The organism is Comamonas sp. 26 (genome assembly GCF_002754475.1).
Lineage (GTDB): Bacteria > Pseudomonadota > Gammaproteobacteria > Burkholderiales > Burkholderiaceae_C > Comamonas.
Map to the genome: position 1 here is coordinate 212,890 of NZ_PEFL01000001.1, position 23,959 is coordinate 236,848.

General features: G+C 59.3%; 20 protein-coding genes. 8 read left to right on the top strand and 12 right to left on the bottom strand.

Features of this window, described 5'->3' with window-relative positions:
• Positions 1-81 precede the first annotated feature (81 nt).
• Complete coding sequence (locus CLU84_RS01010; protein WP_099735525.1) at positions 82-1,263, bottom strand: aminopeptidase; 1,182 nt, start codon at positions 1,261-1,263, stop codon at positions 82-84.
• Between the two features lie 42 nt (positions 1,264-1,305).
• On the opposite strand from CLU84_RS01010, the gene CLU84_RS01015 reads away from it, so the two are divergent.
• From CLU84_RS01015 to CLU84_RS01025, 3 genes are all read left to right on the top strand, one after another.
• Entirely contained in the window at positions 1,306-1,923 is a 618-nt protein-coding gene (locus CLU84_RS01015; protein ID WP_099735526.1) for a hypothetical protein, read from the top strand.
• Between the two features lie 69 nt (positions 1,924-1,992).
• Positions 1,993-3,264, top strand: coding sequence for a cyclopropane-fatty-acyl-phospholipid synthase family protein (locus CLU84_RS01020; RefSeq protein ID WP_099735527.1), 1,272 nt, complete (start codon positions 1,993-1,995; stop codon positions 3,262-3,264).
• Between the two features lie 12 nt (positions 3,265-3,276).
• Positions 3,277-3,612, top strand: coding sequence for a DUF1840 domain-containing protein (locus CLU84_RS01025; protein WP_099735528.1), 336 nt, complete (start codon positions 3,277-3,279; stop codon positions 3,610-3,612).
• Positions 3,613-3,682: 70 nt separating this feature from the next.
• Here CLU84_RS01025 and CLU84_RS01030 read toward each other — a convergent pair whose 3' ends face one another.
• The 8 genes from CLU84_RS01030 to CLU84_RS01065 all read right to left on the bottom strand — a co-directional run bounded on the left by CLU84_RS01030 (position 3,683) and on the right by CLU84_RS01065 (position 13,692).
• A complete protein-coding gene (locus CLU84_RS01030; RefSeq protein WP_099735529.1) occupies positions 3,683-4,672 on the bottom strand; it encodes a tripartite tricarboxylate transporter substrate-binding protein in 990 nt (329 codons plus the stop codon).
• Between the two features lie 268 nt (positions 4,673-4,940).
• Positions 4,941-6,188, bottom strand: a complete 1,248-nt coding sequence (locus CLU84_RS01035; protein WP_099737793.1) for a phenylacetate--CoA ligase family protein — start codon at positions 6,186-6,188, stop codon at positions 4,941-4,943.
• Between the two features lie 148 nt (positions 6,189-6,336).
• Entirely contained in the window at positions 6,337-7,176 is an 840-nt protein-coding gene (locus CLU84_RS01040) for an ABC transporter ATP-binding protein (protein WP_099735530.1), read from the bottom strand.
• Between the two features lie 115 nt (positions 7,177-7,291).
• Positions 7,292-8,605 carry an ABC transporter substrate-binding protein gene (locus CLU84_RS01045; RefSeq protein ID WP_099735531.1) on the bottom strand — a complete coding sequence of 438 codons (1,314 nt, stop codon included), beginning with the start codon at positions 8,603-8,605 and terminating at the stop codon, positions 7,292-7,294.
• A 216-nt stretch (positions 8,606-8,821) separates the two neighbouring features.
• The gene (locus tag CLU84_RS01050) at positions 8,822-9,886 is read right to left on the bottom strand and encodes a branched-chain amino acid ABC transporter permease (protein WP_099735532.1); all 1,065 of its coding nucleotides are present in this window, start codon (positions 9,884-9,886) and stop codon (positions 8,822-8,824) included.
• 17 nt (positions 9,887-9,903) lie between these two features.
• On the bottom strand, positions 9,904-10,833 hold the full coding sequence (locus CLU84_RS01055) for a branched-chain amino acid ABC transporter permease (protein WP_099735533.1): 930 nt from the start codon (positions 10,831-10,833) through the stop codon (positions 9,904-9,906).
• A gap of 124 nt (positions 10,834-10,957) precedes the next feature.
• Entirely contained in the window at positions 10,958-11,743 is a 786-nt protein-coding gene (locus tag CLU84_RS01060) for an ABC transporter ATP-binding protein (protein WP_099735534.1), read from the bottom strand.
• Between the two features lie 11 nt (positions 11,744-11,754).
• Positions 11,755-13,692 (bottom strand): long-chain fatty acid--CoA ligase, encoded by a 1,938-nt coding sequence (locus tag CLU84_RS01065; protein WP_099735535.1) that lies wholly within the window; start codon positions 13,690-13,692, stop codon positions 11,755-11,757.
• A 229-nt stretch (positions 13,693-13,921) separates the two neighbouring features.
• Here CLU84_RS01065 and CLU84_RS01070 point away from each other — a divergent pair, with 229 nt between their 5' ends.
• From CLU84_RS01070 to htpG, 3 genes are all read left to right on the top strand, one after another.
• On the top strand, positions 13,922-14,653 hold the full coding sequence (locus CLU84_RS01070; RefSeq protein ID WP_099737794.1) for a Crp/Fnr family transcriptional regulator: 732 nt from the start codon (positions 13,922-13,924) through the stop codon (positions 14,651-14,653).
• 198 nt (positions 14,654-14,851) lie between these two features.
• Complete coding sequence (locus CLU84_RS22285) at positions 14,852-17,062, top strand: pseudouridine synthase (protein ID WP_233209896.1); 2,211 nt, start codon at positions 14,852-14,854, stop codon at positions 17,060-17,062.
• A 309-nt stretch (positions 17,063-17,371) separates the two neighbouring features.
• On the top strand, positions 17,372-19,312 hold the full coding sequence (gene htpG, locus CLU84_RS01080) for a molecular chaperone HtpG (RefSeq protein ID WP_099735536.1): 1,941 nt from the start codon (positions 17,372-17,374) through the stop codon (positions 19,310-19,312).
• 164 nt (positions 19,313-19,476) lie between these two features.
• Here htpG and CLU84_RS01085 read toward each other — a convergent pair whose 3' ends face one another.
• From CLU84_RS01085 to CLU84_RS01095, 3 genes are all read right to left on the bottom strand, one after another.
• Complete coding sequence (locus tag CLU84_RS01085) at positions 19,477-20,397, bottom strand: NAD(P)-dependent oxidoreductase (protein WP_255409102.1); 921 nt, start codon at positions 20,395-20,397, stop codon at positions 19,477-19,479.
• The gene (locus CLU84_RS01090; protein WP_099735538.1) at positions 20,394-21,092 is read right to left on the bottom strand and encodes an RraA family protein; all 699 of its coding nucleotides are present in this window, start codon (positions 21,090-21,092) and stop codon (positions 20,394-20,396) included. Before CLU84_RS01090 ends, CLU84_RS01085 begins: the two co-directional genes overlap by 4 nt.
• Positions 21,093-21,157: 65 nt before the next feature.
• On the bottom strand, positions 21,158-22,129 hold the full coding sequence (locus tag CLU84_RS01095) for a tripartite tricarboxylate transporter substrate binding protein (protein WP_099735539.1): 972 nt from the start codon (positions 22,127-22,129) through the stop codon (positions 21,158-21,160).
• Between the two features lie 122 nt (positions 22,130-22,251).
• Here CLU84_RS01095 and CLU84_RS01100 point away from each other — a divergent pair, with 122 nt between their 5' ends.
• Complete coding sequence (locus CLU84_RS01100) at positions 22,252-23,142, top strand: LysR family transcriptional regulator (protein WP_099735540.1); 891 nt, start codon at positions 22,252-22,254, stop codon at positions 23,140-23,142.
• Positions 23,143-23,349: 207 nt separating this feature from the next.
• Entirely contained in the window at positions 23,350-23,841 is a 492-nt protein-coding gene (locus CLU84_RS01105; protein WP_099735541.1) for a hypothetical protein, read from the top strand.
• Positions 23,842-23,959 lie beyond the last annotated feature (118 nt).

The following is a 23,959-nucleotide window of genomic DNA, read 5'->3' on the forward strand; positions in this document are numbered from 1 at the left end:
TGGCTGGACTTTCTTAAAAACCGCTGAAGCCTCCTACATGGTTAACCCTTGTAAGCAATGGTTTATGTCTTTTTACCAGGTTTATGGGCAGAGTGCGGCTGCCGTGGCTGCGTCGTCCCACTGCGCGCACAGGCGCTGGCGGCGCTCATCGGCAGGCAGCTCGGCCAGCTCGCGCATCTGTGCGTAAAAGCGCTGCCAGGTCTCGGGTGTTGCCGGGTCATTGCCGCGCAGCTGCTGCCACCAGTGCGTCATGGCCGGTATCCAGTCATCGTAGGTGGACAGGGCGCCAAAGCTGGCGTTGTTGGCGTTGGCCACCCAGTCATCCGTCTGGGCTAGGCGCTGCAGGTACTGCTCACGCAGGGCGGGCGTGGTGAGCAGTGGCTCATCGGCGACCAGCCATTGCGCTCGGAGCTGTGCATAACTGGCGCGGAAATCTGTAAACACTCTTGTTTTAATAGCTATCAGCGTTTGTTCATCAAGCGGTTGAGTGCTGTTTGACTCATAAATACTTTGCAGACGCTGGCGGGTGTCGCGCGTCAGCTGCTGCCAGAGTGAGCGGCGCTGCTGGCCTTGCTGCCAGCGCTTTTGCGTGGCAGCGCTGGCATGGGTTTGCAGCCACAGCGGCGTGGCAATGCGCTCCACCGTGCTGGCAAACGATTCGTTGAAGGCCGAGTCGTTCTTCACATACAGCAGCTGGTGCGCCAGTTCATGGAACAGCAAGCCGGCAAAGTCGCCCTCCTGCCAGTGGGTAAAGGTGCTGAGCAGCGGGTCGCCGCCCAGCCAGTTCAGATAGCCCAGCGTGGAATAGGCGGGTACGCCATAGACGCTGGTTTCCAGCCCTTGGGCTTGCATGGCGCTGGCCTCGGTCTGCGCGTCGCTCTTGGCGAAATAGCCGCGGTAGGCAATGCAGCCGGTAATGGGAAAGCACCACTGGTGCATGGTCAGGCTGTAGGGCGGCGCGGCCACCACATTCCAAACGGCAAACGGGCGCTGCAGCTGGGCAAAGCGGGTGTAGCTGGCGTTGTCGGGCAGGGCCAGTTGCTGGCTGGCAAAGCGGCGCATCTGCTGCGCGGTTTGCAGCCGCTGGCGCAGAGCAGGACTCAGCGCCGGGTCGGTCAGCCAGTCATCAATGGGTTTGGCTGCCTGCATGATTTGCATCTGCCCCTTGAATCCCTGCCAGTAATAGCCCGCGCTGCTGCAGCCCGCAAGGCCGAGAATTACGGCGCTAATTCCTAGTGCAGCCGTCAGGCTGACTACACTCATCCTTTTTCTCATTGCGCTTGTCCGCCAGTCTGGTTCTGTTTCATGGATTTTTTAACTCTCGCCATCATTGTCACCACCGTGCTCTTTGTGCTCAAGAAGCAGGAGCAGCGCCAGCACACCCAGCTGCTGGGCCAGCACTTGTCGAACTTTCAGATTGAAAAACTCATGGCCAATCTGATGGAAGGCTATCTGCGCGTGCTGGGTGAGCCAGATACCCAGCGCCGCGATCAGATCTGGCCCGTGCTTGAGAATACCGAAAGCAGTCTGGTCAGTCAGTTTCAGCGCTTTGCCGATGAATTTGCCTCCCTGCCTGCAGAGCAGACGCGCGCCAGCACCTTGCCACTGGCCCTTCCTTATATGACCCGCGTTCTGCCATCGGCCACGCTGGATGTACGCGAGGCCATGAAGCTACACGCCAAGGCCATGGCCGCAGCCCGCGTGGGTGATGCCACCGACGACGAAGAGCGCAAGCGCCGCGCCTTCACCATGACGGCTGAGCTGATGCTGATGCAGCACACCTGCCACTGGTTCTGCCGTGGCCGCACCGTGGCATCCATGCGCCTGCTGGCGCGCCACAAGACAGCGTACGAGCAGGTGCTGCAGTCCGTGGCACCTGAAACGCTCAAGGCCTATCAAAAGCTGGTGAATGCTCGCCGCTGAGCTCTGACCTGGTTTTCGCTTGCGGTTGAGAAGTTTCCCGTCTTGACCCTGCCATAGTCGATGTGAACAATGGTTTTCATGAAAAACCTGTTGAGCACATTGGCGCCGCTGCTTGAAAAACTTCCGGTGACGGTATCGGTGCAACTCCCCTCGGGCGAGCGCACTGGCCCTGAAGGCAGTGCGGTTCAGCTGATCTTTCGATCTCCCAAAGCGTTTGCGGCGCTGGTGGGGGGCGAGGTGGGGTCTGTGGCCTCGGCCATCGTCGAGGGCTGGGTCGAAGTGCAGGGCAGCCCGCGCGACATCATGGCCGTCGCTGCTGGCCTGCTGCACGGCGACCCGGTCAGTCACACCCCCTCATGGCTGGGGCAGACGATCTCCAAGGCTCGCTCGCTGGCCATGCACACGCTGACGCATGATGCCGAGCAAATTCAGTTTCACTACGACCTCTCGGATGATTTCTACGCGCTGTGGCTGGACCCACGTCGAGTCTATTCCTGCGCTTATTACAAAGATGCGGCCATGACATTGGCGCAGGCGCAAGAAGCCAAGCTGGACCACATCTGCAAAAAGCTCAAGCTGCAGCCGGGCGAACGCTTCTGGGACATTGGTTCGGGCTGGGGCGGCTTGATTTTCTGGGCCGCAGAGCACTACGGCGTGCAGGCCCACGGCATCACCCTGTCGCGCAACCAGTTTGACCATGTCCAGCGGCTGATTGCCGAAAAAGGCCTGCAGGGCCGCGTGCAGGTGGAGTTGCGGGACTACCGGCAGATGGAGGGAGTACAGCCCTTTGACAAGATTGGCTCGGTTGGCATGTTCGAGCATGTAGGCAGTGCCAATCTGCCTGAATACTTCGAGACCATCTATTCCATGCTCAAGCCCGGCGGGCTGGCGCTGGTGCACGGTATTACCGCAGGCGGCGTCAGCAACGTGGAGCTGGGCGCGGGCATGGGCGACTTTATCAACCGCTACATCTTTCCCGGCGGCGAGCTGATGCATGTGAGTCGTGTGCTGCACGATGTGGCGGCCAGCGGACTGGAGATGGTGGACACAGAAAACTTGCGCCCCCACTATGCGCGCACGCTCTGGGCCTGGTCGGATATGCTGGAAGCCCAACTGGGCGAGGCGCAGGCCATACTGCAGGCCCAGTATGACGAGGCGAAGGCCGCCAAGGCCATACGCGCCTATCGCTTGTATCTGGCGGGCAGCGCCATGGGTTTTGAGCATGGCTGGATTGCCCTGCATCAGATGCTATGCAGCAGACCTGATGGCGACCTGAACACCGGGGTGATGAAAGGCGCGCAGAGCGGCTATCCTTTCAATCGCGAATACATCTACCGTTGAAGGAATAGCACCATGACTTATAAATTCAAATCGCGCGCCACCGCAGACCTCATCATGCTGGATGCCAATGCCCGCACGCTGCTGGAAATCATGGGCAAGTCGCCTGACGATGCGCAAGGCATCATCACCGTAGAGCAAATTCCGGCTGCCATCGCGGCTCTGGAAGCCGCTGCCGCAGAAGAAACCGCGCGGCGTAATGGCCAGAGCAATGCTCAGCCCGAGGACGATGAGCAGGGCGAAGATGCAGACAGCGCGAGCCACGACAGCGTGGGTCTGGCCCAGCGCATCGTGCCGCTGGTCGATATGCTGCGCCGCAGTGCAGCCGAGGGTAAGGACGTGACCTGGTAAGCAGCTCTCTGCTCCGCCCAATAATAAAAAAGCCTGCGTGAGCAGGCTTTTTTATGGGTCAATCGTTTGATTAGTCGGCGTAGATGCCTGCGGCCTTGATGACCTTGCCCCACTTGGCAATTTCGCTTTCCACAAACTTCTTGTGGCCTGCGGGATTGATACGGTCATCCGAGGCGATCACGGCACCCAGTGCTTCCTGGCGCTTGATGAATTCAGGATCCTTCAGCGAAGTTTTCATGGCTTCGTTGACCTTCTTGACGACCTCGGCTGGCGTTCCCTTGGGTGCGTACAGGCCGTGCCAGATGGTGACGTTGAAGTCCTTCAGACCCAGAGACTGCAGCGTGGGCAGATCCTTGAGTGCGGGCGTAGTCAGCTGCTTGGTGGTGGTCACGCCATAGGCCTGAACCTTCTTGGCAGCGATCTGTGATGTTGTGTTGGTGGTCTGGTCGCACAGCAGGTCCACCTGGTTGCCCATAAGATCGGCAATCGCGGGGGCTGCACCCTTGTAAGGCACGGGAGTCATGTCCTGCTGCAGGGCCGACTGGAACATCAGGCCGCACAGGTGCGAGGCGGAGCCCACGCCAGCGTTGGCCAGATTTACCTTGCCCTGGTTCTTGCCGACCCAGTCTTTGACTTCAGCGAAATTCTTGGCGGGCAGCGTGGGGCGACCGATCAGTGTCATGGGCACATCGTTGATGATGCCGGCGTACTCAAAGTCGTTGAGCACATTGAAGGGCAGCTTGCGATACAGCGTAGGGATGGTCGACATCGCGATGTGCGTCAGCAGCAGCGTGTAGCCGTCATTCTTGGCACGTGCAGCTTTGCCGATACCGATGGTGCTGCCAGCGCCGTCGGCGTTGTCGATCACGATGGTGGCATTGCCCAACTGCTTGCGCATGGACTCTGCCAGGTCACGGGCGACCTTGTCGGTGGGGCCGCCTGCGGTGAAAGGCACGATGATCGTGATCGTCTTACCTGCGACAGGGTAGGTGTCGGCATGGCTGCTGATAGCTGCGGTGGCGGCCAGAGCGATGGCGGCGATCTTGAAAATTGTCTGCATGTTGTCTCCCTAGGAATACCGTCCAAACGGACCAAGACAGTTGGCTTGTTGTGACGTGAGACCGGATTTTAGGCAACGTAAAACCGTGGGGTTTTATCTATTTTCTAAGTGTTATCCCTTTTTGGTGAGTGCAATCACACAGCTTTTTGAGCTTCCGCAAAAAAGGCTTGCATCGAGTTTGGGGTGCATCAAAAATGCGCGAAGGGGCCACTGGCCCCCCTTAAAGCTGCGCGCACTAACGTTTGCCGCCAGTGTGCAGGCAGAAAAATTACTGGTAGGAGCGAGCGTCCTCGACCACCTTGCCATCGTTGGGCAGGCTGCCAGGGGCCACCATCTGCACATCGCCGCGCAGCTTGGTGACATCGCGCAGGGCTTCAATCACCTGCAGGGCGAAACCTGGAGCGGTTTCCGTGGTCTCCACCAGCAGCTGCATCTGGTCGTTGGCCATCTCGCCCGTGACCACCAGTCTGGCTTTGCCGATCTGCGGAAAGCGCTTGACGACCTCGGCCACCTGCTTGGCATGCACGAACATGCCGCGCACCTTGGTGGTCTGGTCGGCGCGGCCCATCCAGCCCTTGATACGGGCATTGGTGCGGCCTGTGGGGCACTGGCCGGGCAGATAGGCGGACAGGTCGCCGGTGCCAAAACGGATGAGCGGATAATCGGGGTTGAGCGTGGTGATGACCAGTTCGCCCACTTCGCCCTCGGCCACCGGGTCGCCCGTGCCGGGGCGCACGATTTCCACGATCACGCCCTCGTCCAGAACCAGACCTTCGCGGGCCGAGGTTTCATAGGCAATCAGACCCAGATCAGCCGTGCCATAGCCCTGATAAGCGTCGATGCCGTGCTCGCGCATCCAGTTGCACAGCGAGGGTGGAAACGCCTCGCCGCTGACCATGGCCTTGGTCAGGCTGGGCAGCTTGACGCCCATCTCCTGCGATTTTTCCACAATGATTTTCAGAAAGCTGGGCGTGCCCACATAGGCGGCGGGTTGCAGATCAACCATGGCCTGAACTTGCTGCTCGGTCTGACCGGTCCCGCCCGCAAAAACCGTGCAGCCCAGAGCATGGGCGCCGGTTTCCATCATCGAGCCCGCAGGGACGAAGTGATAGGAAAAGCAGTTGTGCACCAGCTCGCCCGCGCGAAAGCCTGCGGCGTACATGGAGCGCGCCATGCGCCAGTAATCGGGGCGGCGGCTTTCGGGTTCATAGATGGGGCCGGGGCTGGCAAACAGCCGGGGCATTTCGTGGCCCAGGTCGATGGCGTTGAAGCCGCCAAAAATCTGCTGTGGGCGCTGTGCGCCTTGCCTCTCCAGTAGCTCGCTCTTGCGCGTCACAGGCAGTTGCGCCAGCGCCGCGCGGCTGGTGATGGTTGCTGGATTCACACCCTTGAGAATTTCTGCAAAAGCGCCGGAGCGCTGCTGTGCATGGGCGATCTGAGTCGGCAGCGCAGCCAGCAATGCCGCTTCGCGTTCATCAGGGCTGCGCGTTTCCAGCGCGTCGTAGAAAGCACTCATGGCAAATCCTGTGAAAAAGAAAAATTCAGGAGCAGGGCGAATCGTTAAAACTGGCGCAACCCAAGCGAAAGGCAGCGAGCAAGCGCGGCTGCGTAGCGAGGCTGTCATCCCCTTGGGGGAAGGCGTGAAGCATCTCAGGGGGGAGTCATCAAGCCAGCCAGCGCTTGCGCCGTTTGTAGCTCTTCACATCCTTGAAACTCTTGCGCTCCCCACCGCCAACGCCCAGATAAAACTCTTTGACGTCTTCATTGCTGGCCAGATCGGAAGCCGGACCATCCATCACGATGCGGCCGCTTTCCATGATGTAGCCGTAGTCGGCGTATTTGAGCGCCATATTGGTGTTCTGCTCGGCCAGCAGGAAGGTGACTTTTTCCTTGCTGTTGAGGTCTTTGACGATGTGGAATACCTCGTCGACGATCTGCGGGGCAAGGCCCATCGATGGCTCGTCGAGCAGCACCATGCGCGGGTTGCTCATCAGCGCGCGGCCGATGGCGCACATCTGCTGCTCGCCGCCCGATGTGTACGCGGCCTGGCTGGTGCGCCGGGTCTTGAGGCGCGGAAAGTAGTTGTAGACCTTCTCCAGATTGGCGGCGATCTCGCCTTTGTCCGTGCGGGTGTAGCTGCCCGTCAGCAGGTTTTCTTCAATGCTCAGGTGGGCAAAGCAGTGACGGCCTTCCATGACCTGCACCACACCGCGCTTGACCAGATCGGCTGGCGAGAGATTGGCAATCTGCTCGCCCTCCAGCGTGATACCGCCCTTGGTGACTTCGCCGCGCTCGCCCTTGAGCAGGTTGGAGATGGCGCGCAGCGTGGTGGTCTTGCCCGCACCATTGCCGCCCAGTAGCGCCACGATGCTCTGGTGCGGCACCTGCAGCGACACGCCTTTGAGCACCAAAATGACATGGTTGTAGATGACCTCGATGCCATTGACTTCCACCAGCGGAGCAGGCTTGGCGGAGGCGGAAACTGTGGGCGCTGTATCACTCATGGCATCACCTGATGATCTCTAAATTGATAGCTGCTTCCGTTTGACTGGTAAGCGCTTGAGGCATGTTTATCTTGAAAACAGGCCCAACCCGTAATGGACCGGGCCTGTGGGCTGCTTAGCTGCAGCTACGTACCTTGACGTTCTTTTCCTTGGCGTACTTTTCCGCGTATTCCTTGACCAGGGGATCGATCAAGGTCTTGTCGGATTGGTACCAGTCGGAGGTCACTGTGAACTTGGCACCGTCCCAGGTTGCAATGCGCGCCCAGTCGGCACCCAGGTGGTTGTCGCAGCTGGTCTTGAAGGGGCGAATCATTTTTCCAAAGCCCAGCTCATTGAGGCGAGCCTGAGTCAGGTTCAAGTTCTCCAGGCCCCAGCGCACTTGCTCGGGCGTCATGACCTTGCCCTTGCCGAACTTTTCCTGCGCGGTGCGGATGGCCTCGACCTGCAGCATGGAAATCATCATGCCGCGCGTGTGGGCCAGCTGGCCCAGCTCCTTGACATCTTTGGCCGTGCCCTGGTTCTTGTCGTAGACCTGGGCCTTGACTTCGTCATGTACCTTGTCGCGCTCGGCCGTGTTGTGAATGGTCACGGTGTTGTAACCCTTGGCACCGGCACCGATGTCTTTCACGTCATGATCGGAGCCGCCCCACCAGATGGCATACATTTTCTCGCGCGGGTAGCCCGTGGCCTGTGCTTCACGTACGGCCGTGGGTGTCATCACGCCGGCAGACCACAGCAGCACATAGTCGGGGCGGTTCTGGCGAATTTGCAGCCAGGTCGATTTTTGCTCCACGCCCGGAGCCGTCACGGGCAGCTTGATTAACTCAAAGCCTTCCTTGGCGGCGCGCTTTTCCAGCAATGGAATGGGCTCCTTGCCATAAGGCGAGTCGTGATAGACGAGGGCGATTTTCTTGCCCTTGAGGCTGCCTTTTTCCTTCTTCAGAATGTCCTGAATCATGGAATCTGCGGCGGTCCAGTAATTGCCCAGCAGCGGGAAGTTCCACTCGAACACCTTGCCGTCTGCCGATTGCGACAGGCCATAGCCGGGTGTGACGACGGGAATTTTGTCGCCTACGGCCTTGTCCGTCACGGCAAAGGTAATGCCGGTGGATTGGGTATCAAAACCGGATGCGCCGCCGTCTTTGCCTTTCAGGCGCTCATAGCATTCCACGCCTTTGGCGGTGTCATAAGCGGTTTCGCATTCTTCAAACTTGATCTTCACCCCATTGATGCCGCCCTTGGCGTTGATGAGCTTGAGGTAGTCCTGCTTGCCGTCGGCCCATGGGATACCCAGCGGTGCGAACTGGCCGGTGCGGTACACCAGCAGAGGGACAAACTGTTCTTGTGCCTGCACTGCGGGCGCAGTCATCAAGGCGCCCATGCTTGCCGCCACAGTAGCGGCAGCCATCGCAACTTTCTTGAACATCATCAACTGTCTCCTTGGGTTGTTTGGGACAAAGTCCCGGGCAGGCACTCTGTGGTGTCTTAAGAAAAATATGAGCTAAGGCAATGAAAACGGTCTTTGGAACTGGCAAGAGCCGTCTCAGAGACATCAAGCAAGGGCCACCCCGCAGCGAGGATGCCGTCCTCTTCCCGCGAAGCGAGAGAGGAGGAAGGCTCGAAGCGACTCAGGAGGTGTTTCATATCAATGTGGGAAGGGCCAGACGCGCAGCTTTTGGCGTGCGGTTGCCCACAGCTTGGCCAATCCATGGGGTTCCACAATCAGGAAGAACACGATGAGGGCACCAAAAATCATGTGTTCCAGATAGGTGGCTGTAGCCGTGGACAGGGGAAGACCCAGCCAGTGCGGCACCTGGTTGAGCAGCAGGGGCAGCAGCACAAAGAAGGCGGCGCCAAAAATGCTGCCAACAATTGAACCCAGACCGCCGATGATGATCATGAAAAGCAGCTGCAGCGAACGATCCAGGCTGAAGGCTGCGGGCTCCCAGGCACCCAGGTGGACAAAGCCCCAGAGCGCGCCGGCAATGCCGACGATGAAGCTGCTGACGGCAAAGGCCGAAAGCTTGGCGTAGGTGGGGCGGATGCCGATCACGGCGGCGGCCACATCCATGTCGCGCATGGCCATCCACTCGCGGCCAATGGCGCTGCGCACCAGATTCTTGGCAGCCAGGGCCAGCACGCACAGCAGCACCAGGCACAGCAGGTACTTCTCCATGGGGGTGTCGATCTGCCAGCTCAAGATGGCCAGCGGCTTGGCACTGACCGAGCCGGACGAGGAGTTGTTGGTCACCCAGGCGGCGCGGGTGGTCAGCCAGTCCACAAAGAACTGGGCGGCCAGCGTCGCCACGGCCAGGTACAGGCCGCGAATGCGCAGACTGGGCAGGCCGAAAATCACGCCGAACACCATGGCCACCACGCCGCCGCCGATCAAGGCCAGCAGCAGTGGCATGCCTTCGATGCGGGCCTGCAGGTTGTAGGCCGCATAAGCGCCTACAGCCATGAAGGCGGCGGTTCCCAGAGAGATCTGACCGCAATAGCCCACGAGGATGTTGAGCCCCAGTGCACCCAGCGACATGATGACGAAGGGAATCAGGATCGCCTGAAAGGTGTAGTCGCTGGCGACAAAGGGGACGATCAGAAAGGCGAAGGCCAGTACCAGCAAGATGGCCCAGCGGTCTTGCGCCACGCCAAAAATCTGCTGGTCTGCCGCGTAGCTGGTCTTGAATTGGCCGTTTTCACGATAAAACATAGGTCGTTCCTTCGGCCTTAAACGCGGTCAATGATCTTGTCGCCGAACAGGCCTTGAGGCCGTACCAGCAGAAAGCACAGGGCCAGACCGTAGGCAAACCAGGTCTCGATGCCGCCACCCACCATGGGGCCCAGATAGACTTCGGACAGCTTCTCGCCCACGCCGATGATCAGGCCGCCGATGATGGCGCCGGGCAGCGATGTCAGGCCGCCCAGAATCACGACGGGCAGGGCCTTGAGGGCGACCAGTGACAGCGAATACTGCACGCCCAGTTTGCTGCCCCAGATGATGCCTACGACCAGTGCCACACCACCGGCCACCGACCAGACGATGACCCAGATGCGCGACAGAGGAATGCCGATGGACTGCGCCGCCTGATGGTCGTCGGCCACGGCGCGCAGGGCGCGGCCGGTCTTGGTTTTCTGGAAAAACACACTCAGGCAAATCACCAGCACAGCGGCAATGCAGGCGGCGTACAGATCTTCCAGACTGATCATCACGCCGCCGGGGAACAGGCCGTCCATGATGAAGATAGGATCTTTGGGCATGCCCACATCAATCTTGTAAACCTCGCTGCCAAAAATCATGGGGCCGAGGCCGTCGAGCAGATAGGCAATGCCCAGCGTGGCCATCAGCAAGGTGATGGGCTCCTGGTTGACCAGATGACGAAGGGCCAGTCGCTCAATCACCCAGGCCACCACCACCATGAGCGCCAGCGTGACGATGATGGCCAGCAGGTTGCCGACCAAGCCGGGCTCCATGCCCAGCCAGCCGGGAATCCACTGCGAAAAGCGTGCCATGGTCAGGGCTGAGAACAGCACCATCGCACCCTGCGCAAAGTTGAAGACGCCCGAGGCTTTGAAAATCAGCACAAAGCCAATGGCAATCAGCGCGTACAGCGTGCCCACCATGAGGCCGCCGAACAAGGTTTCTAGAAAAAATCCCATGACTGCTCCTGTCAGTTATCCGTGGAGCCGTCCCAGCGAGGGACAGCCAGCAAGGGCCGCCCCGCAGCAAAGGCTGTCGTTCCCCTTGGGGGACGATGCGAAGCGGCTCAGGGGGTATCTCATTTCAGTGGCCAGCGCCCAGATAGGCCCGGATCACGTCTTCGTTGTTGCGTACTTCATCGGGGGCACCGTCGCCAATTTTTTTGCCGTAATCCAGCACCACGACGCGGTCCGAGATGTCCATCACCACGCCCATGTCGTGCTCAATCAGCACGATGGTGGTGCCGAACTCTTCATTTACGTCAAGGATGAAGCGGCACATGTCCTGCTTTTCTTCCACGTTCATGCCGGCCATGGGCTCGTCCAGCAGCAGCACTTGCGGCTCCATGGCGAGGGCTCGGCCAAGGTCCACCCGCTTTTGCAGGCCGTAGGGCAGTTGGCCCACAGGGGTCTTGCGCCAGGCCTGGATTTCAAGAAAGTCGATGATGTGCTCGACAAACTCGCGGTGCTGCATTTCCTCACGCTGTGCAGGACCAAGGCGCAATGCCTGCATGAGAATATTGCTCTTAATTTTGAGATTGCGGCCGGTCATGATGTTGTCGATCACGCTCATGCCTTTGAACAGCGCCAGATTCTGAAAGGTGCGCGCTACGCCCATCTCTGCAACCTGCCGACTGTTCATGTGGTTGAAGGTCTGGCCACGAAAAGTGATGGAGCCTTCGGACGGCGTGTAGACACCGTTGATGCAGTTGAGCATGGAGCTTTTTCCGGCACCGTTGGGGCCAATGATGGCGCGGATTTCATGCTCTTTGACGTTGAAAGAAATATCGGTCAGAGCCTTGACGCCGCCAAAGCGCAGGCTGATGTTCTTGATGTCCAGAATCACGTCGCCAGCGGTTTTTGTATTCATGAAAATTCCTCTCAGGCGACGGCTTTGACGGCGGCGGGATGGATGCTTGCATCCACGATGGACAGCGTGGCGCTGACGCTGCCGGTGCGGCCGTCCTCAAACTTCACCAGCGTCTCAATGAACTGCTCTTTTTTGCCCGTGTACAGTGCCTCAATCAGCACGCCGTATTTGTCGGCAATGAAGTTGCGGCGCACCTTGCGGGTACGGGTCAGCTCGTCGTCATCGGGGTCCAGCTCTTTGTGCAGCACCAGAAAGCGCGCTACCTGGGTGTCGGCCATGCCGGGCTCGCTGGCCAGGTCGGCGTTGACCTGGCCGATGCATTCGGCCACCAGTTCCAGAACCTTGGCCTTGCTGGCCAGATCGACATAACCGCCATAGGGCAGGCCCTGGCGCTCGGCCCAGTTGCCGACAGCTTCATAGTCGATGTTGATGAAGGCGCAGACCTCGTCCTTGCCATGGCCAAAGCACACGGCTTCCTTGATGTGGGGGAAGAACTTGAGCTTGTTTTCGATGTAGTTGGGCGCAAACATGGCACCGCGGCTGGTCTTGCCTACGTCCTTGGCGCGGTCGATGATGCGCAGCTGGCCGCTGGCGTCGATCACGCCGGCATCGCCGGTGTGAAAGTAGCCGTTGGCATCCATCACTTCGGCCGTTGCGTCGGGGCGCTTGTAGTACTCCTTGAGCACGGATACGCCCTTGACCAGTACCTCGCCGTTGTCGGCAATTTTTAGCTCAATACCGGGTGCTGCCTGTCCCACGCTGGAGAGTTCAACCTGCCCGTCGCGCTGCAGGCAGACATAGGCGCAGGTCTCGGTCTGGCCATAGAGCTGCTTGAGGTTGATGCCGATGGAGCGAAAGAAGCGAAACAGCTCAGGGCCGATGGCCGCACCCGCCGTATAGGCCACCCGAATGCGCGACAGACCCATGGCGTTGCGCAGCGGCCCGTAGATGAAGAGATTGCCCAGCTGGTACTTGAGCCGGTCGATGGCGCCCACGCTCTTGCCATCCAGAATGTCCGAGCCCACGCGGCGGGCCACGCCCATGGCCTTGGCGTACATCCATTGCTTGAGTGGCGACGCGTCTTCCATGCGGATGGAGACCGAAGTCAGCATGCCTTCGAAAATGCGGGGCGGCGCAAAGTAGTAGCTGGGGCCAATCTCGCGCAGGTCGATGGAGATGGTGGCCGCAGATTCCGGGCAGTTGATGGTGAAACCCGCCACCAGCCACTGCGCAAAGGAAAACAGATGGTCACCGACCCAGGCTGGGGGCAGGTAGCAGATGACGTTGTCTGAAGCATTGAGCTTATCGGTCTGCGCACCGCCGCGAGCGGATTCGCCAAAGCTGGCGTGAGTCTGGCACACGCCCTTGGGTTTGCCGGTGGTGCCCGAGGTGTAGAGGATGACCGAGACATCCTCAGGTTGAACGGCCTGAATCATGGCCTCATACGCACCGGTGTTTTGCGCATCCCACTCTTTGCCCTTGGCCAGCAGATCTTCGGTGCTGATGAGACCGGGCTGGTCGTACTTGCGCAGGCCACGCGGGTCGTCATAAATGATGTGGCGAATGCTGGCAACGCTCTCGCGCACTTCCAGCAGCTTGTCCACCTGCTCCTGATTTTCAGCAAAGGCAAACGCGATTTCTGCGTCCTCCATCACAAACATCATCTCGGCGGCCACGGCATCCTGGTACAGCGGGATGGGAACAGCCCCGCAGGCCTGCACCGCCAGAAAACCCATGTAGACATGCGGGCGGTTGTCGCTGATAAAAGCCAGGTTCTGTCCTCGTGCAAGCCCCAGCGCACGCAGGCCGCAGGCCATGTGGCGCACGGTTTGGGCGGCTTCGCGCCAGCTCCAGGTTTGCCAGATGCCGTACTCCTTCTCACGCAAGGCGGGCGCATCGGGGCGCTCTGTCGCGTGCTTGAGCAGCAGTTGCGGAAACGTGGTTGTCATGCCGGGTCCTTTGGGTCTTGGGAGCGCCGGCGTGATGAACACCCGGAACCTGAAGTCTTGCAGTCATGCTAAGGATGACTTTGACGCCAGGATGTCTGTTGGGCGACAATTTGAGGGAAAGCCTTCATAGTGAATATCCGCTGTGGCAAATGCTGCTGAAAACGGTGCATTTGCTGCCTCGTGGAAATCCCGCTTTTGCATCGGCCCGGCTTTGGCAATGCTGCATGCCATGAGTCAAGAACTGTCATTGCATCAAAGGCGTCGCAAGCCTTTGGATGTGGAGCTGGAGGGTATTCCGTGGTGGCCGGTGCTGCTGCCCCTTGAGCGCGAGAACGTGCAGCGCGTGCTGGTGGTGGGGGATGCCGAGCCCGGAGACTATGTCTGCCGCACCGGCCATTCGCCGACCTACTGGTTTGGCGTGGTTGATGGTCTGTTCAAGATGAACACCGAGAACGCCGACGGTGTCAGCATGACGCTGGCCGGGCTGCCGCCAGGCGGCTGGTTTGGCGAGGGAACGGTCATCAAGCGCGAGCCTTATCGCTACAACGTGCAGGCCTTGCGCAAAAGCGTGGTGGGCGGCTTGCCCATTGACATGTTTCACTGGCTGCTTGATCACTCCATTGGCTTTAACCGCTTTGTGATGAACCAGCTCAATGAACGACTGGGCCAGTTCATCGCTGCGCGCGAGATTGACCGCATGAGCAACCCCGACCTGCGCGTGGCGCGCAGTCTGGCCGCGCTGTTTAACCCCTTGCTTTACCCCGGCGTGGGGCAGGTGCTGCGCATTACTCAGCAGGAACTTGCCAATCTCGTCGGTTTGTCGCGTCAGCGCGTGAACGAGGCGCTGTCTGTGCTGCAGCGCGAGCGGGTGATTCAGATCGAGTACGGCGGCCTGCGTGTGCTCGACCTTGAAGCGCTGCGTTATGGCCAATTCAGCTCGCCGCGCAAGGCTGTGGCCTGATGCTTGCTATGAAGTTTGCGCCAACTCCATGCTCTTGGCGTAAGGTGTTGATTCCATGGCGCTTGTGGGCGCAGCCAGAAAGCTTCAACACGTTCTGAAGCAAGCTGCGCTGGCCTCTTGTCCTAAAACCCAGTGCCACGCTGGAATTGTGGATAACTTTCGCCTCGCGTACGCGCGTTGCGCGAAAATAGCGGCCAAATGTCAGTCAATACTCCTAAAGATTCCGGCACCCCAGGTGCTGGCAATTCCTCCGCGTCGTCCGATTCCTCGTCGGAACGCCCTGTTTTGCGTGCACCAGCCAAGGCCGAGAGGCCCGCTGAAGACCGTGGCTACCGATCCGGCGGCGACCGCTCCGATCGCGGCCCCCGCAGCGATGCACCGCGTGGTGATCGCGGTGCACGCCCTCAACGTGACGATCGTCCGCGTTCCTCCGGCTATGGTCGCCCTGAACAAGGTCGCCCATCCCGCGATGACGGCGACCGCCGTGGTGGCTTTGCCCCACGTGATGATCGTCCCCGCTTTAACCGCGATGAACGCCCCGCTCAAGGCGGCGAGCGCAGCTTCGGCGGTGGTGACCGTGGCTTCCGCCCTTACGGCGAGTCGCGTGATGGTGATCGCGGTGGCGATCGTCCTCAAAACCGTGACTTTGGTGACCGTCCACGTTCGTCCGGCTTTGGCCGTCCTGACCAAGGTCGCCCAGAGCGCTCCGAAGGTGGCGATCGCCGCGAGTTCCGTCCGCGTGACGATCGCCGTGATGACCGCCCTCAAGGTGGTCGTGACTTTGGTGACCGTCCACGTTCGTCCGGTTTTGGCCGTCCTGACCAAGGCCGTCCAGAGCGCTCCGAAGGTGGCGATCGCCGCGAGTTCCGCCCGCGTGACGACCGCCGTGATGACCGCCCTCAAGGCGGCCGTGACTTTGGTGACCGTCCACGTTCTTCCGGTTTTGGTCGTCCTGACCAAGGTCGCCCAGAGCGTTCCGAAGGTGGCGAACGCCGCGAGTTCCGTCCTCGTGACGACCGCCGTGATGACCGCCCTCAAGGTGGTCGTGACTTTGGTGACCGTCCACGTTCCTCCGGTTTTGGCCGTCCTGACCAAGGCCGTCCAGAGCGTTCCGAAGGTGGCGAGCGCCGCGAGTTCCGTCCGCGTGACGACCGCCGCGATGACCGTCCTCAAGGCGGCCGTGACTTTGGTGATCGCCCACAAAACCGTGGCTTTGGTCGCCCGGAGCGCTCCGAAGGTGGTGAGCGCCGTGAATTCCGTCCCCGTGACGACGAACGCCGCGACTATCAACCGCGTGACGCTGAGCGTCGTGGTGGTGACCGCTTTGAAGGCCGCCGTGATGAGCGCCCTCAAGGTCGTGACTTTGGTGATCGTCCACAGAACCGTGGTTTTGGTGACCGTCCTGAAGGCCGTTCCTTTGACCGAAACGACCGTGGTGATCGCCGCAATGACGAGCGCCGTGGTGAACGCGGTGGCGATCGTCGTGATGACCGTGGTGGCGAGCCTGAAAAGCGCCATATCCCCGGCTCGTTTATTTCTGAAGCGACCCGCCGCCCAACGACCGGTATCCGCACTTACCGTCCTGCCGCTGATGGCTCGGATCGCGTGATTCCCGTCAAGCTGCCCGAAGTGGAAGCCCGTCAGGATGACCGTCCCGGTGCAGTTCGCATCAACAAGCGCATCGCTGACATGGGCATGTGCTCGCGTCGCGAGGCCGATGAGTGGGTGGAAAACGGCTGGGTGACGGTCAACGGCGAAGTCGCCATCATGGGCCAGAACGTGGTTCCCGGCGACAAGGTTGAGATCGACCAGAAGGCGCAGGAGCGCCAGGAACAGCAAGTCACCATCCTGCTGCACAAGCCCATGGGTTATGTGAGCGGTCAGGCTGAAGACGGTCACGAACCGGCTGTGGTGCTGTTCACCAACGAGAACCGCTGGAACGAAGACCGCAGCAAGACCCGCTTCAACTTCAGCCAGCTCAAGGGTCTGGCACCTTGCGGTCGTCTGGACATTGACTCCGTGGGCCTGCTGGTGATGACTCAGGATGGCCGCGTGGCCCGCCAGATCATTGGCGAGGATTCCGAAGTCGACAAGGAATACCTGGTGCGCGTGACCATGGGTGACCGTGATCTGGACATTCAGTCTGTCTTCCCTGAAGAAAAGCTGGAACTGCTGCGCCATGGCCTGTCGCTGGACGACCAGCCTCTGCAGCCCGCCAAGGTGGACTGGCAGAACCCCGAGCAGCTGCGTTTTGTGCTGACCGAAGGCAAGAAGCGCCAGATTCGCCGTATGTGCGAGCAGGTAGGTCTGCGCGTGGTGGGCCTCAAGCGCATCCGCATCGGCGGCGTGACTCTGGGCAACTTGCCTGTGGGTCAGTGGCGTTATCTGGGTCAAAACGAGACGTTTTGACACCCCCTGAGGCGCTTTGCGCCTTCCCCCTCTCTACGCACTGTCGCGCTAGGGGAGGGGGACGATGCCTTCGCCGCGAGGCGGCTCTTGCTCGGCATCTCTGGGTTTGGGGAGTGGCGGTTTTTAAGAAAAATCGGCCTGTAGCCCTTGATAGATAAGCGCAAGCAGCTATTCTTTTTGAATAGCGCTTGCGCTTTTTCCGTTTGTAGGCCAAAGCCCTTGAAATTGGCAGGGCTGTCCCAAGCTAATAAAGCGCATCGCCTTGGGCGATAAATTTTTGCGGTTTTTTCAGAATTTCATAGAACGCTCATGACAAAGCAAACCCATTCCTTTCAGGCCGAAGTGGCCCAACTGCTCCACCTGGTTACGCATTCGCTGTATTCCAACCAGGAAATTTTCCTGCGCGAGCTGATCTCCAATGCTTCGGATGCTTGCGACAAGCTGCGCTTTGAAGCGCTGGCTGATGCCAGCCTGTACGGTGATCAGCCCAATCTGGAAGTGCGCGTGTCCTTTGACAAGGCCGCCAAGACGCTGACGATTACCGACACCGGTATCGGCATGACCGAGCAGGAAGCCATCGACAACCTGGGCACGATCGCCAAGAGCGGTACCAAGGCGTTCATGGACAAGCTGTCTGGTGACCAGAAGGCGGATTCGCAGCTGATCGGCCAGTTTGGCGTGGGCTTTTACTCCGGCTTCATCGTGGCCGACAAGATCACTGTGGAAACCCGCCGTGCCGGTGCTCCTGCTTCTGAAGGCGTGCGCTGGATCAGCGGCGGCACGGGCGACTTCGAGATCGAGAAAATCGAGCGCGCCGAGCGTGGCACCAGCATCACCTTGCACCTGCGTGATGACGCTGAAGAATTCCTCAATGGCTACAAGCTCAAGCAAGTCATTGCCAAGTACTCCGACCACATCAGCCTGCCCATCTTGATGGAAAAGGAAGAGTGGAAGGAAGGCGAGAACGATCAGCCCGGCGAGATGGTCAAGACCGGCGAATGGGAAACCGTGAACAAGGCCAGCGCCCTGTGGACCCGCGCCAAGAAGGACATTACCGAAGAGCAGTACAAGGAGTTCTACAAGGCCATCAGCCATGACTTTGAAGACCCGCTGACCTGGAGCCACAACCGCGTTGAAGGCAATACCGAGTACACGCAGCTGCTCTACATTCCTGGCAAGGCCCCGTTTGATCTGTACCAGCGCGACAAGCATGCCGGTATTAAGCTCTATGTGAAGCGCGTCTTCATCATGGACGACGCCGAAGCGCTGATGCCCCAGTATCTGCGCTTTGTGAAGGGTGTGATCGACTCGGCCAATCTGCCGCTGAACGTCAGCCGCGAGCTGCTGCAGGAAAGCCGCGATGTGAAGCTGATCCGCGAAGGCTCGGCCAAGCGCGTGCTGTCCATGCTGGAAGATCTGGCCCGCCACGACAAGCATGAAGCCGGTGCTGACGGCGTGACCGATGTGGTGGATGCTGACGACAAGGCCAAGGAAGGCAAGTTCACTCAGTTCTACAACGAGTTCGGTGCCGTGCTCAAGGAAGGCCTGGGCGAAGACCAAGCCAACAAGGATCGCATTGCCAAGTTGCTGCGCTTTGCATCGACCACACATGACGGCCTGAACACCTCGTTTGCCGATTACAAGGCCCGCATGCAGGATGGCCAGGACGCCATTTACTACATCACCGCCGATACGCTGGCCGCTGCCAAGAACAGCCCACAGCTGGAAGTCTTCAAGAAAAAGGGCATTGAAGTGCTCTTGATGACGGACCGCGTGGACGAATGGGCGCTGAACTTTGTGCAAGAGTTTGACGGCACGCCGCTGCAATCCGTGGCCAAGGGTGCTGTGGACCTGGGCAAGCTGCAAAATGAAGAAGAGAAGAAGGCGGCTGAAGAAGCGGCTGAAGTCTTCAAGCCCGTGCTGGCCAAGCTGAAAGATGCCCTGAAGGACAAGGCGGATGACGTGCGTGCTACCAGCCGTCTGGTGGATTCGCCCGCTTGCCTGGTCGTCAGCGATGACGGCATGAGCCTGCAGCTGGCTCGCTTGCTCAAGCAGGCCGGTCAGGCAGCGCCTGAATCCAAGCCCGTGCTGGAAGTGAACCCCGACCACCCGCTGGTCAAGAAGCTGGACGGCTCCGTGCACTTCCATGACCTGGCGCAGATTCTGTTTGACCAGGCCGTGCTGGCCGAAGGCGGTCTGCCCGAAGACCCAGCCGCCTACGTCAAACGTGTGAACGCGCTGCTGGCTTAAACAGCATTAGCTCAATAAAAATCCCCGCAGAGTGGTGGCTCTGCGGGGATTTTTTTATGGCTTGCGGTAGGTGGCAGTCGGCCAGCAGCAGCCAGTCAGCGCGATTCGGACAGACATCCATGGCTGCTGGCTCCACTCGATAGCCGGAATGCTGGCCAATCCACTCAGGCTTTTAAAACCTGCAGCGCATTGTGTGCGGATGCGACACCCATCTTTACATAGGCATCGGCCGTGATCCCGCCGATATGTGGACTTAATACGATGCGCGGCTCTGCATGAAATCGATGGGGATGGACCATGGGTTCTATCGCAAAGCTGTCCAAACCTGCAGCGCCGACTTGACCACTCTTCACCGCGTCCAGTAGAGCTTGCTCATCAATCAAGCCACCTCTGGCTGTATTCACGATGAGCACGCCAGATTTGCATTCAGCCAAAGTGCTTGCATTGAGCAAGTGAGCGTTTTCATTCGTCAAAGGGCAGTGCAAAGAGATGACGTCCGATTCACTCAGAATTGCGCTCCAATCTGCCCGCTGCACAAAAGCCGGCAGCTCTTTGGCATAGGGATCAAAGCCCAGCACCCGCATGCCCATGGCATCCGCCACTTTGGCAAAACGCAAACCGATGGCACCTAAGCCCACGACGCCGACTGTGCGCCCTTCGAGCTCCACATTTTTGTGCGTAGCCTTGTCCCAATGGCCTGCGCGCATGCGTTGGTCCAACTGGACCACTGATTTGGCACATGCCAGCATCAGAGCCAGGGCCTGCTCCGCGACGGCTGCTGCATTGGCACCTACGGCAGCGACGACCCTAATTCCACGCTCCTCAGCCGCCTGTTTGTCTATGGTGTCCGTGCCGCTGCCATGCTTGGAAATCACCCGCAGGCTGGGCGCTGCATCCATGGCCTGCTTCCCCACCTTGCTGTAGCGAACGATGATGCCCACCGGGTCATGCTGTTGGCAAAGGCGTACCACGTCGTCTTCAGAGGGTGTCTTGCCCGCATAGACCATGTCGAAGTCGGTCAACAATGCCAGGGCCTGGGGCGCCAGGTCTGCGCCTGTCACCAAAAAAATGGGGCGCTTGCTCACAGCTTTTCCCCTTCGCGGATCACTCCTGCAGCGCGCAGCGCACCGTCCAGCCATGCGGGAGCCAGCGCTAGGCGATTTTGAATGTCGGCAATGCGCTTGGTTTCAGCCGCCACTTTGTCAGCAGCCAGCGGCAGCATCGCCGCAGCCTTGGCGCGCTCAATGACAGTCACACCATCGGCATCACCCACCACCAGGTCACCTGGGTTGACGGTCACGCCGCCAATGGAGATGGGGTGATTCAAACGACCGGGAACAAATTTGGTCGGCCCATTCGGGTTCAGGCCTGCGGCATACATGGGAAAGCCCAGTTCGCGGATGGCTTCACTATCACGCACCGCGCCATCAATCACCACGGCGGCAATGCCAAGGGCTACACATTGCTGGGACATGATTTCCCCCATCAGAGCACTGGAGAGGTCACCCTTGCCATCCACCACGATGACATCACCGGGCTGTGCCACGGCCATGGCGGCATGAATCATCAGGTTGTCGCCTGGGCGCACCTCGACGGTGATGGCTGGCCCCGCAAAACGCATGCTGGAAGCCAGCGGCGCAATGCGACCATGCAGCCCGCCACGGCGGCCGGCCACATCGGCCAGGATGGACGAAGGAAATTGGGCAGCTTGTTCAACCACTTGCGCATCGACGCGCGCAATATCGCGAACCACATCAGGCAATGCAGCGGCTTGACTCATAAGAATCTCCAGGAGGGCCGGAGCATTCCGGCCGATTAAGGGGTGAAAAGAAAGAGGAGGCCGGATCAGTCGATGCGCGCGCCGGACTGCTTGACCACCTGCCCCCAGCGCACGATGTCTTCTTTGATCAAAGCGGCAAACTGCTCAGGAGTGCCGCCGACAGGAATGGCACCTTGATCGCCGAGTTTTTTCCGCAGATCCGCCTGACCCAGGGCTTTATTGAATTCGCTGTTGAGCTTGGCAATCACTTCTTTGGGCGTTCCGGTAGGCGCAAGCAATCCAAACCATGTCACGGCGTCAAAGCCTTTGTAGCCAGATTCGTTGATGCTCGGTACGTCAGGCAGGTCATCCACTCGCTTGGCAGAGGTCACGGCCAGCGAGCGCATCTTGCCTTGCCGGATCTGTCCAATCAACGTGGGTACAGAGCCTAGGTACAGATCCACATTTCCGCTGACGACATCGGTCAATGCCTGAGCTGCACCTTTGTAGGGGACATGCTGCATCTTGATTCCTGCTGCCGACTGCAGCAGCTCGCCGGTCAGATGCGCCACCGTGCCGTTGCCAGGGGAGGCAAAGTTGAGATGCTTGGGTTTGGCTTTGGCCGCTTTCACCACATCAGCAAGTGTCTTGTACGGCCCATTGGTACCTGTTACCAGCACAAAGGGCGCGTTAGCAACCTGCACGATGGGCATCAAATCTTTCACCGAGTCATAGGGCATCTTGGCGTACAGCGACGGACTGATCGCGAGGTTGCTGGACTGTCCTAGCACGATGGTGTAGCCATCCGCAGCTGCCTTGACGGCCATATCTACCCCCATATTGCCAGCAGCACCGGGCTTGTTCTCCACCACAAAGACCCAGCCTGTGGTGCTGGTCACTTTTTGTGTGACTTCGCGCGCAATGATGTCGGTTCCGCCGCCAGCAGGGAAGGGCACAACGACTCGGATGGGGCGATTGGGATAGGTCTGTGCGTGCGACGTCGCTGCTGCAGCAGCGAAAACACAGAACGTGACCAAGGTACGACGGTTCAGCAACATGTTTGTCTCCAATTTAGGATCGGCCACAGCGCCGAATTTTTTGTGATGTGCTTGAGTATTAGGTCTGCAAAAGATACAGTCCAATCGATAATTATTTCAAATACATCAATAAGACTTTTGCTATGGACCTGCGTGATCTTCGCTACTTTGAAACCATTGCGGAGCTCGAACATATTGGGCAAGCAACAGAGCGCCTGCACCGGACCCAGCCGGCATTGACGAGCTGCATACGCCGGTTGGAAGCAGAGTGCGGAGCGCCCTTGTTCGAAAAGTCAGGCCGCGGTATTCGGCTGACAGCGGCTGGTCAGGTCTTGCTCAAATGGGCGCAACGCCTGCGCTTCGACGCTGAAGATGCAAAACGAGAAATCGCAGACATGGCCCTCGGCCTGTCTGGCCACATTCGCCTGGGCATCGTGCCGACCGCTGCACAATTTCTGTTGCCACAGGCTGCACGCCAACTCATGGCCCAGGCGCCGGAAGTCACGTTGCGAACCGTGGTGGGGCTGGTCGACACGCTGCGCCCGCAACTGCAATCGGGAGCGATTGATTTGCTGGTGGGTACTGAAGGCCCAGATGAGCCCGGCTATATCTCACAGGTACTAACATCGGACACCATCGTCGTGGCGGCCAGTGCTGAGCATGAAATACACCGCATACAACCGGTTTTGCGGGATTTAACGGCATACCGCTGGGTGCTGCAACCTCCGGGGGCCCCCACCCGGGATTGGCTGGATCACACATTTGACCGTAAACGCCTGCCGCGCCCCAGGGTGCAGGTAGAAAGCACCATGCTATTGATGCTGCCAGCATTGATCGCAGAGACCAAGCTGCTTAGCTTCATCTCACGTCATCACCTGGAGAGTGCTCATGCTGCATCCCGCCTGCGTGAAGTACCCATCAAGGAAACAACGATGACCCGGCGGCTCGTGGTCACCTACCGTGAGAAAAGCTATGTAGCGCCTGCAGCCAGACTATTGATCGATTTACTGTCCAGTGCGGCAGCCAGCGATTAAGAATGCCCGACTCAGCCAGAACGGGCACTTGCCTGGAGCATTAGCTACTGACGCAAAGCACCTGAGCTGATGGATGAACGATGCCTGCATCTATCTAACCCTGACATGCCCAGCTCAAGACTCCAGCCCTTGGCATATACCCAGTCTTTAAACTGTATAAATAAACAGTAAAATTGTGGCTTGATAGCTCCACAAAAAAGGCCAAACATGTCAACAGAACTAGAACAAGAAGACGTCTCCATCTTTGAAGACCGCCTGTGGCATCACAAGGGCTGGGAGGCCTGTGTGATCAAGAATGAAGACGACGATGGCTGGGCGGTATCGATGACTCAAGACGGCCAGGCGGAACCCGCTCTTGTCGGCCCATGGACCATGGGCCGTGACAAGAAAAATCCTAAGCCATTGGACGTGTCGGCCTTCAACACGCTGGTGAAGACTGCCAGTGAAATAATACGCAGGCATGAGCAGCACCAGGCAGCGATGTTGCACAAAACGATAGATATTGAGGTTCGTGGATTGCGCGTGGTGGTGGCTCTCGATATTGAACCCGATGAAGAGAACCCCACTGCGACGCTCACGGCCACTGCTGCGGACGGCTGCCAGTTAGCTAAAGTGCGAGTCCGCCCCGACCAAGGTCTCACCCGTGCATCTGCGCAGCGCTGGGCAGACGCGGGCTACCCGCGCGCGAGTGAGGACTAAACCTCGAAGCAAGGCTCTGGCTTTAGCCTCACGTGCGGTTTGGAAATAAAGAGGCTTTCATTGCTCGTAGTACTGAACGACTGCAACGGGTCGCAACTCATCCTTCCCGGTCGACTGG

Bases quoted from the DNA above. Each gene is read 5' to 3' on its own strand.
- CLU84_RS01010 (WP_099735525.1), bottom strand. From the start codon at position 1,263: ATGAGTGTAGTCAGCCTGACGGCTGCACTAGGAATTAGCGCCGTAATT.
- CLU84_RS01015 (WP_099735526.1), top strand. From the start codon at position 1,306: ATGGATTTTTTAACTCTCGCCATCATTGTCACCACCGTGCTCTTTGTG.
- CLU84_RS01020 (WP_099735527.1), top strand. From the start codon at position 1,993: ATGGTTTTCATGAAAAACCTGTTGAGCACATTGGCGCCGCTGCTTGAA.
- CLU84_RS01025 (WP_099735528.1), top strand. From the start codon at position 3,277: ATGACTTATAAATTCAAATCGCGCGCCACCGCAGACCTCATCATGCTG.
- CLU84_RS01030 (WP_099735529.1), bottom strand. From the start codon at position 4,672: ATGCAGACAATTTTCAAGATCGCCGCCATCGCTCTGGCCGCCACCGCA.
- CLU84_RS01035 (WP_099737793.1), bottom strand. From the start codon at position 6,188: ATGAGTGCTTTCTACGACGCGCTGGAAACGCGCAGCCCTGATGAACGC.
- CLU84_RS01040 (WP_099735530.1), bottom strand. From the start codon at position 7,176: ATGAGTGATACAGCGCCCACAGTTTCCGCCTCCGCCAAGCCTGCTCCG.
- CLU84_RS01045 (WP_099735531.1), bottom strand. From the start codon at position 8,605: ATGATGTTCAAGAAAGTTGCGATGGCTGCCGCTACTGTGGCGGCAAGC.
- CLU84_RS01050 (WP_099735532.1), bottom strand. From the start codon at position 9,886: ATGTTTTATCGTGAAAACGGCCAATTCAAGACCAGCTACGCGGCAGAC.
- CLU84_RS01055 (WP_099735533.1), bottom strand. From the start codon at position 10,833: ATGGGATTTTTTCTAGAAACCTTGTTCGGCGGCCTCATGGTGGGCACG.
- CLU84_RS01060 (WP_099735534.1), bottom strand. From the start codon at position 11,743: ATGAATACAAAAACCGCTGGCGACGTGATTCTGGACATCAAGAACATC.
- CLU84_RS01065 (WP_099735535.1), bottom strand. From the start codon at position 13,692: ATGACAACCACGTTTCCGCAACTGCTGCTCAAGCACGCGACAGAGCGC.
- CLU84_RS01070 (WP_099737794.1), top strand. From the start codon at position 13,922: ATGAGTCAAGAACTGTCATTGCATCAAAGGCGTCGCAAGCCTTTGGAT.
- CLU84_RS22285 (WP_233209896.1), top strand. From the start codon at position 14,852: ATGTCAGTCAATACTCCTAAAGATTCCGGCACCCCAGGTGCTGGCAAT.
- htpG (WP_099735536.1), top strand. From the start codon at position 17,372: ATGACAAAGCAAACCCATTCCTTTCAGGCCGAAGTGGCCCAACTGCTC.
- CLU84_RS01090 (WP_099735538.1), bottom strand. From the start codon at position 21,092: ATGAGTCAAGCCGCTGCATTGCCTGATGTGGTTCGCGATATTGCGCGC.
- CLU84_RS01095 (WP_099735539.1), bottom strand. From the start codon at position 22,129: ATGTTGCTGAACCGTCGTACCTTGGTCACGTTCTGTGTTTTCGCTGCT.
- CLU84_RS01100 (WP_099735540.1), top strand. From the start codon at position 22,252: ATGGACCTGCGTGATCTTCGCTACTTTGAAACCATTGCGGAGCTCGAA.
- CLU84_RS01105 (WP_099735541.1), top strand. From the start codon at position 23,350: ATGTCAACAGAACTAGAACAAGAAGACGTCTCCATCTTTGAAGACCGC.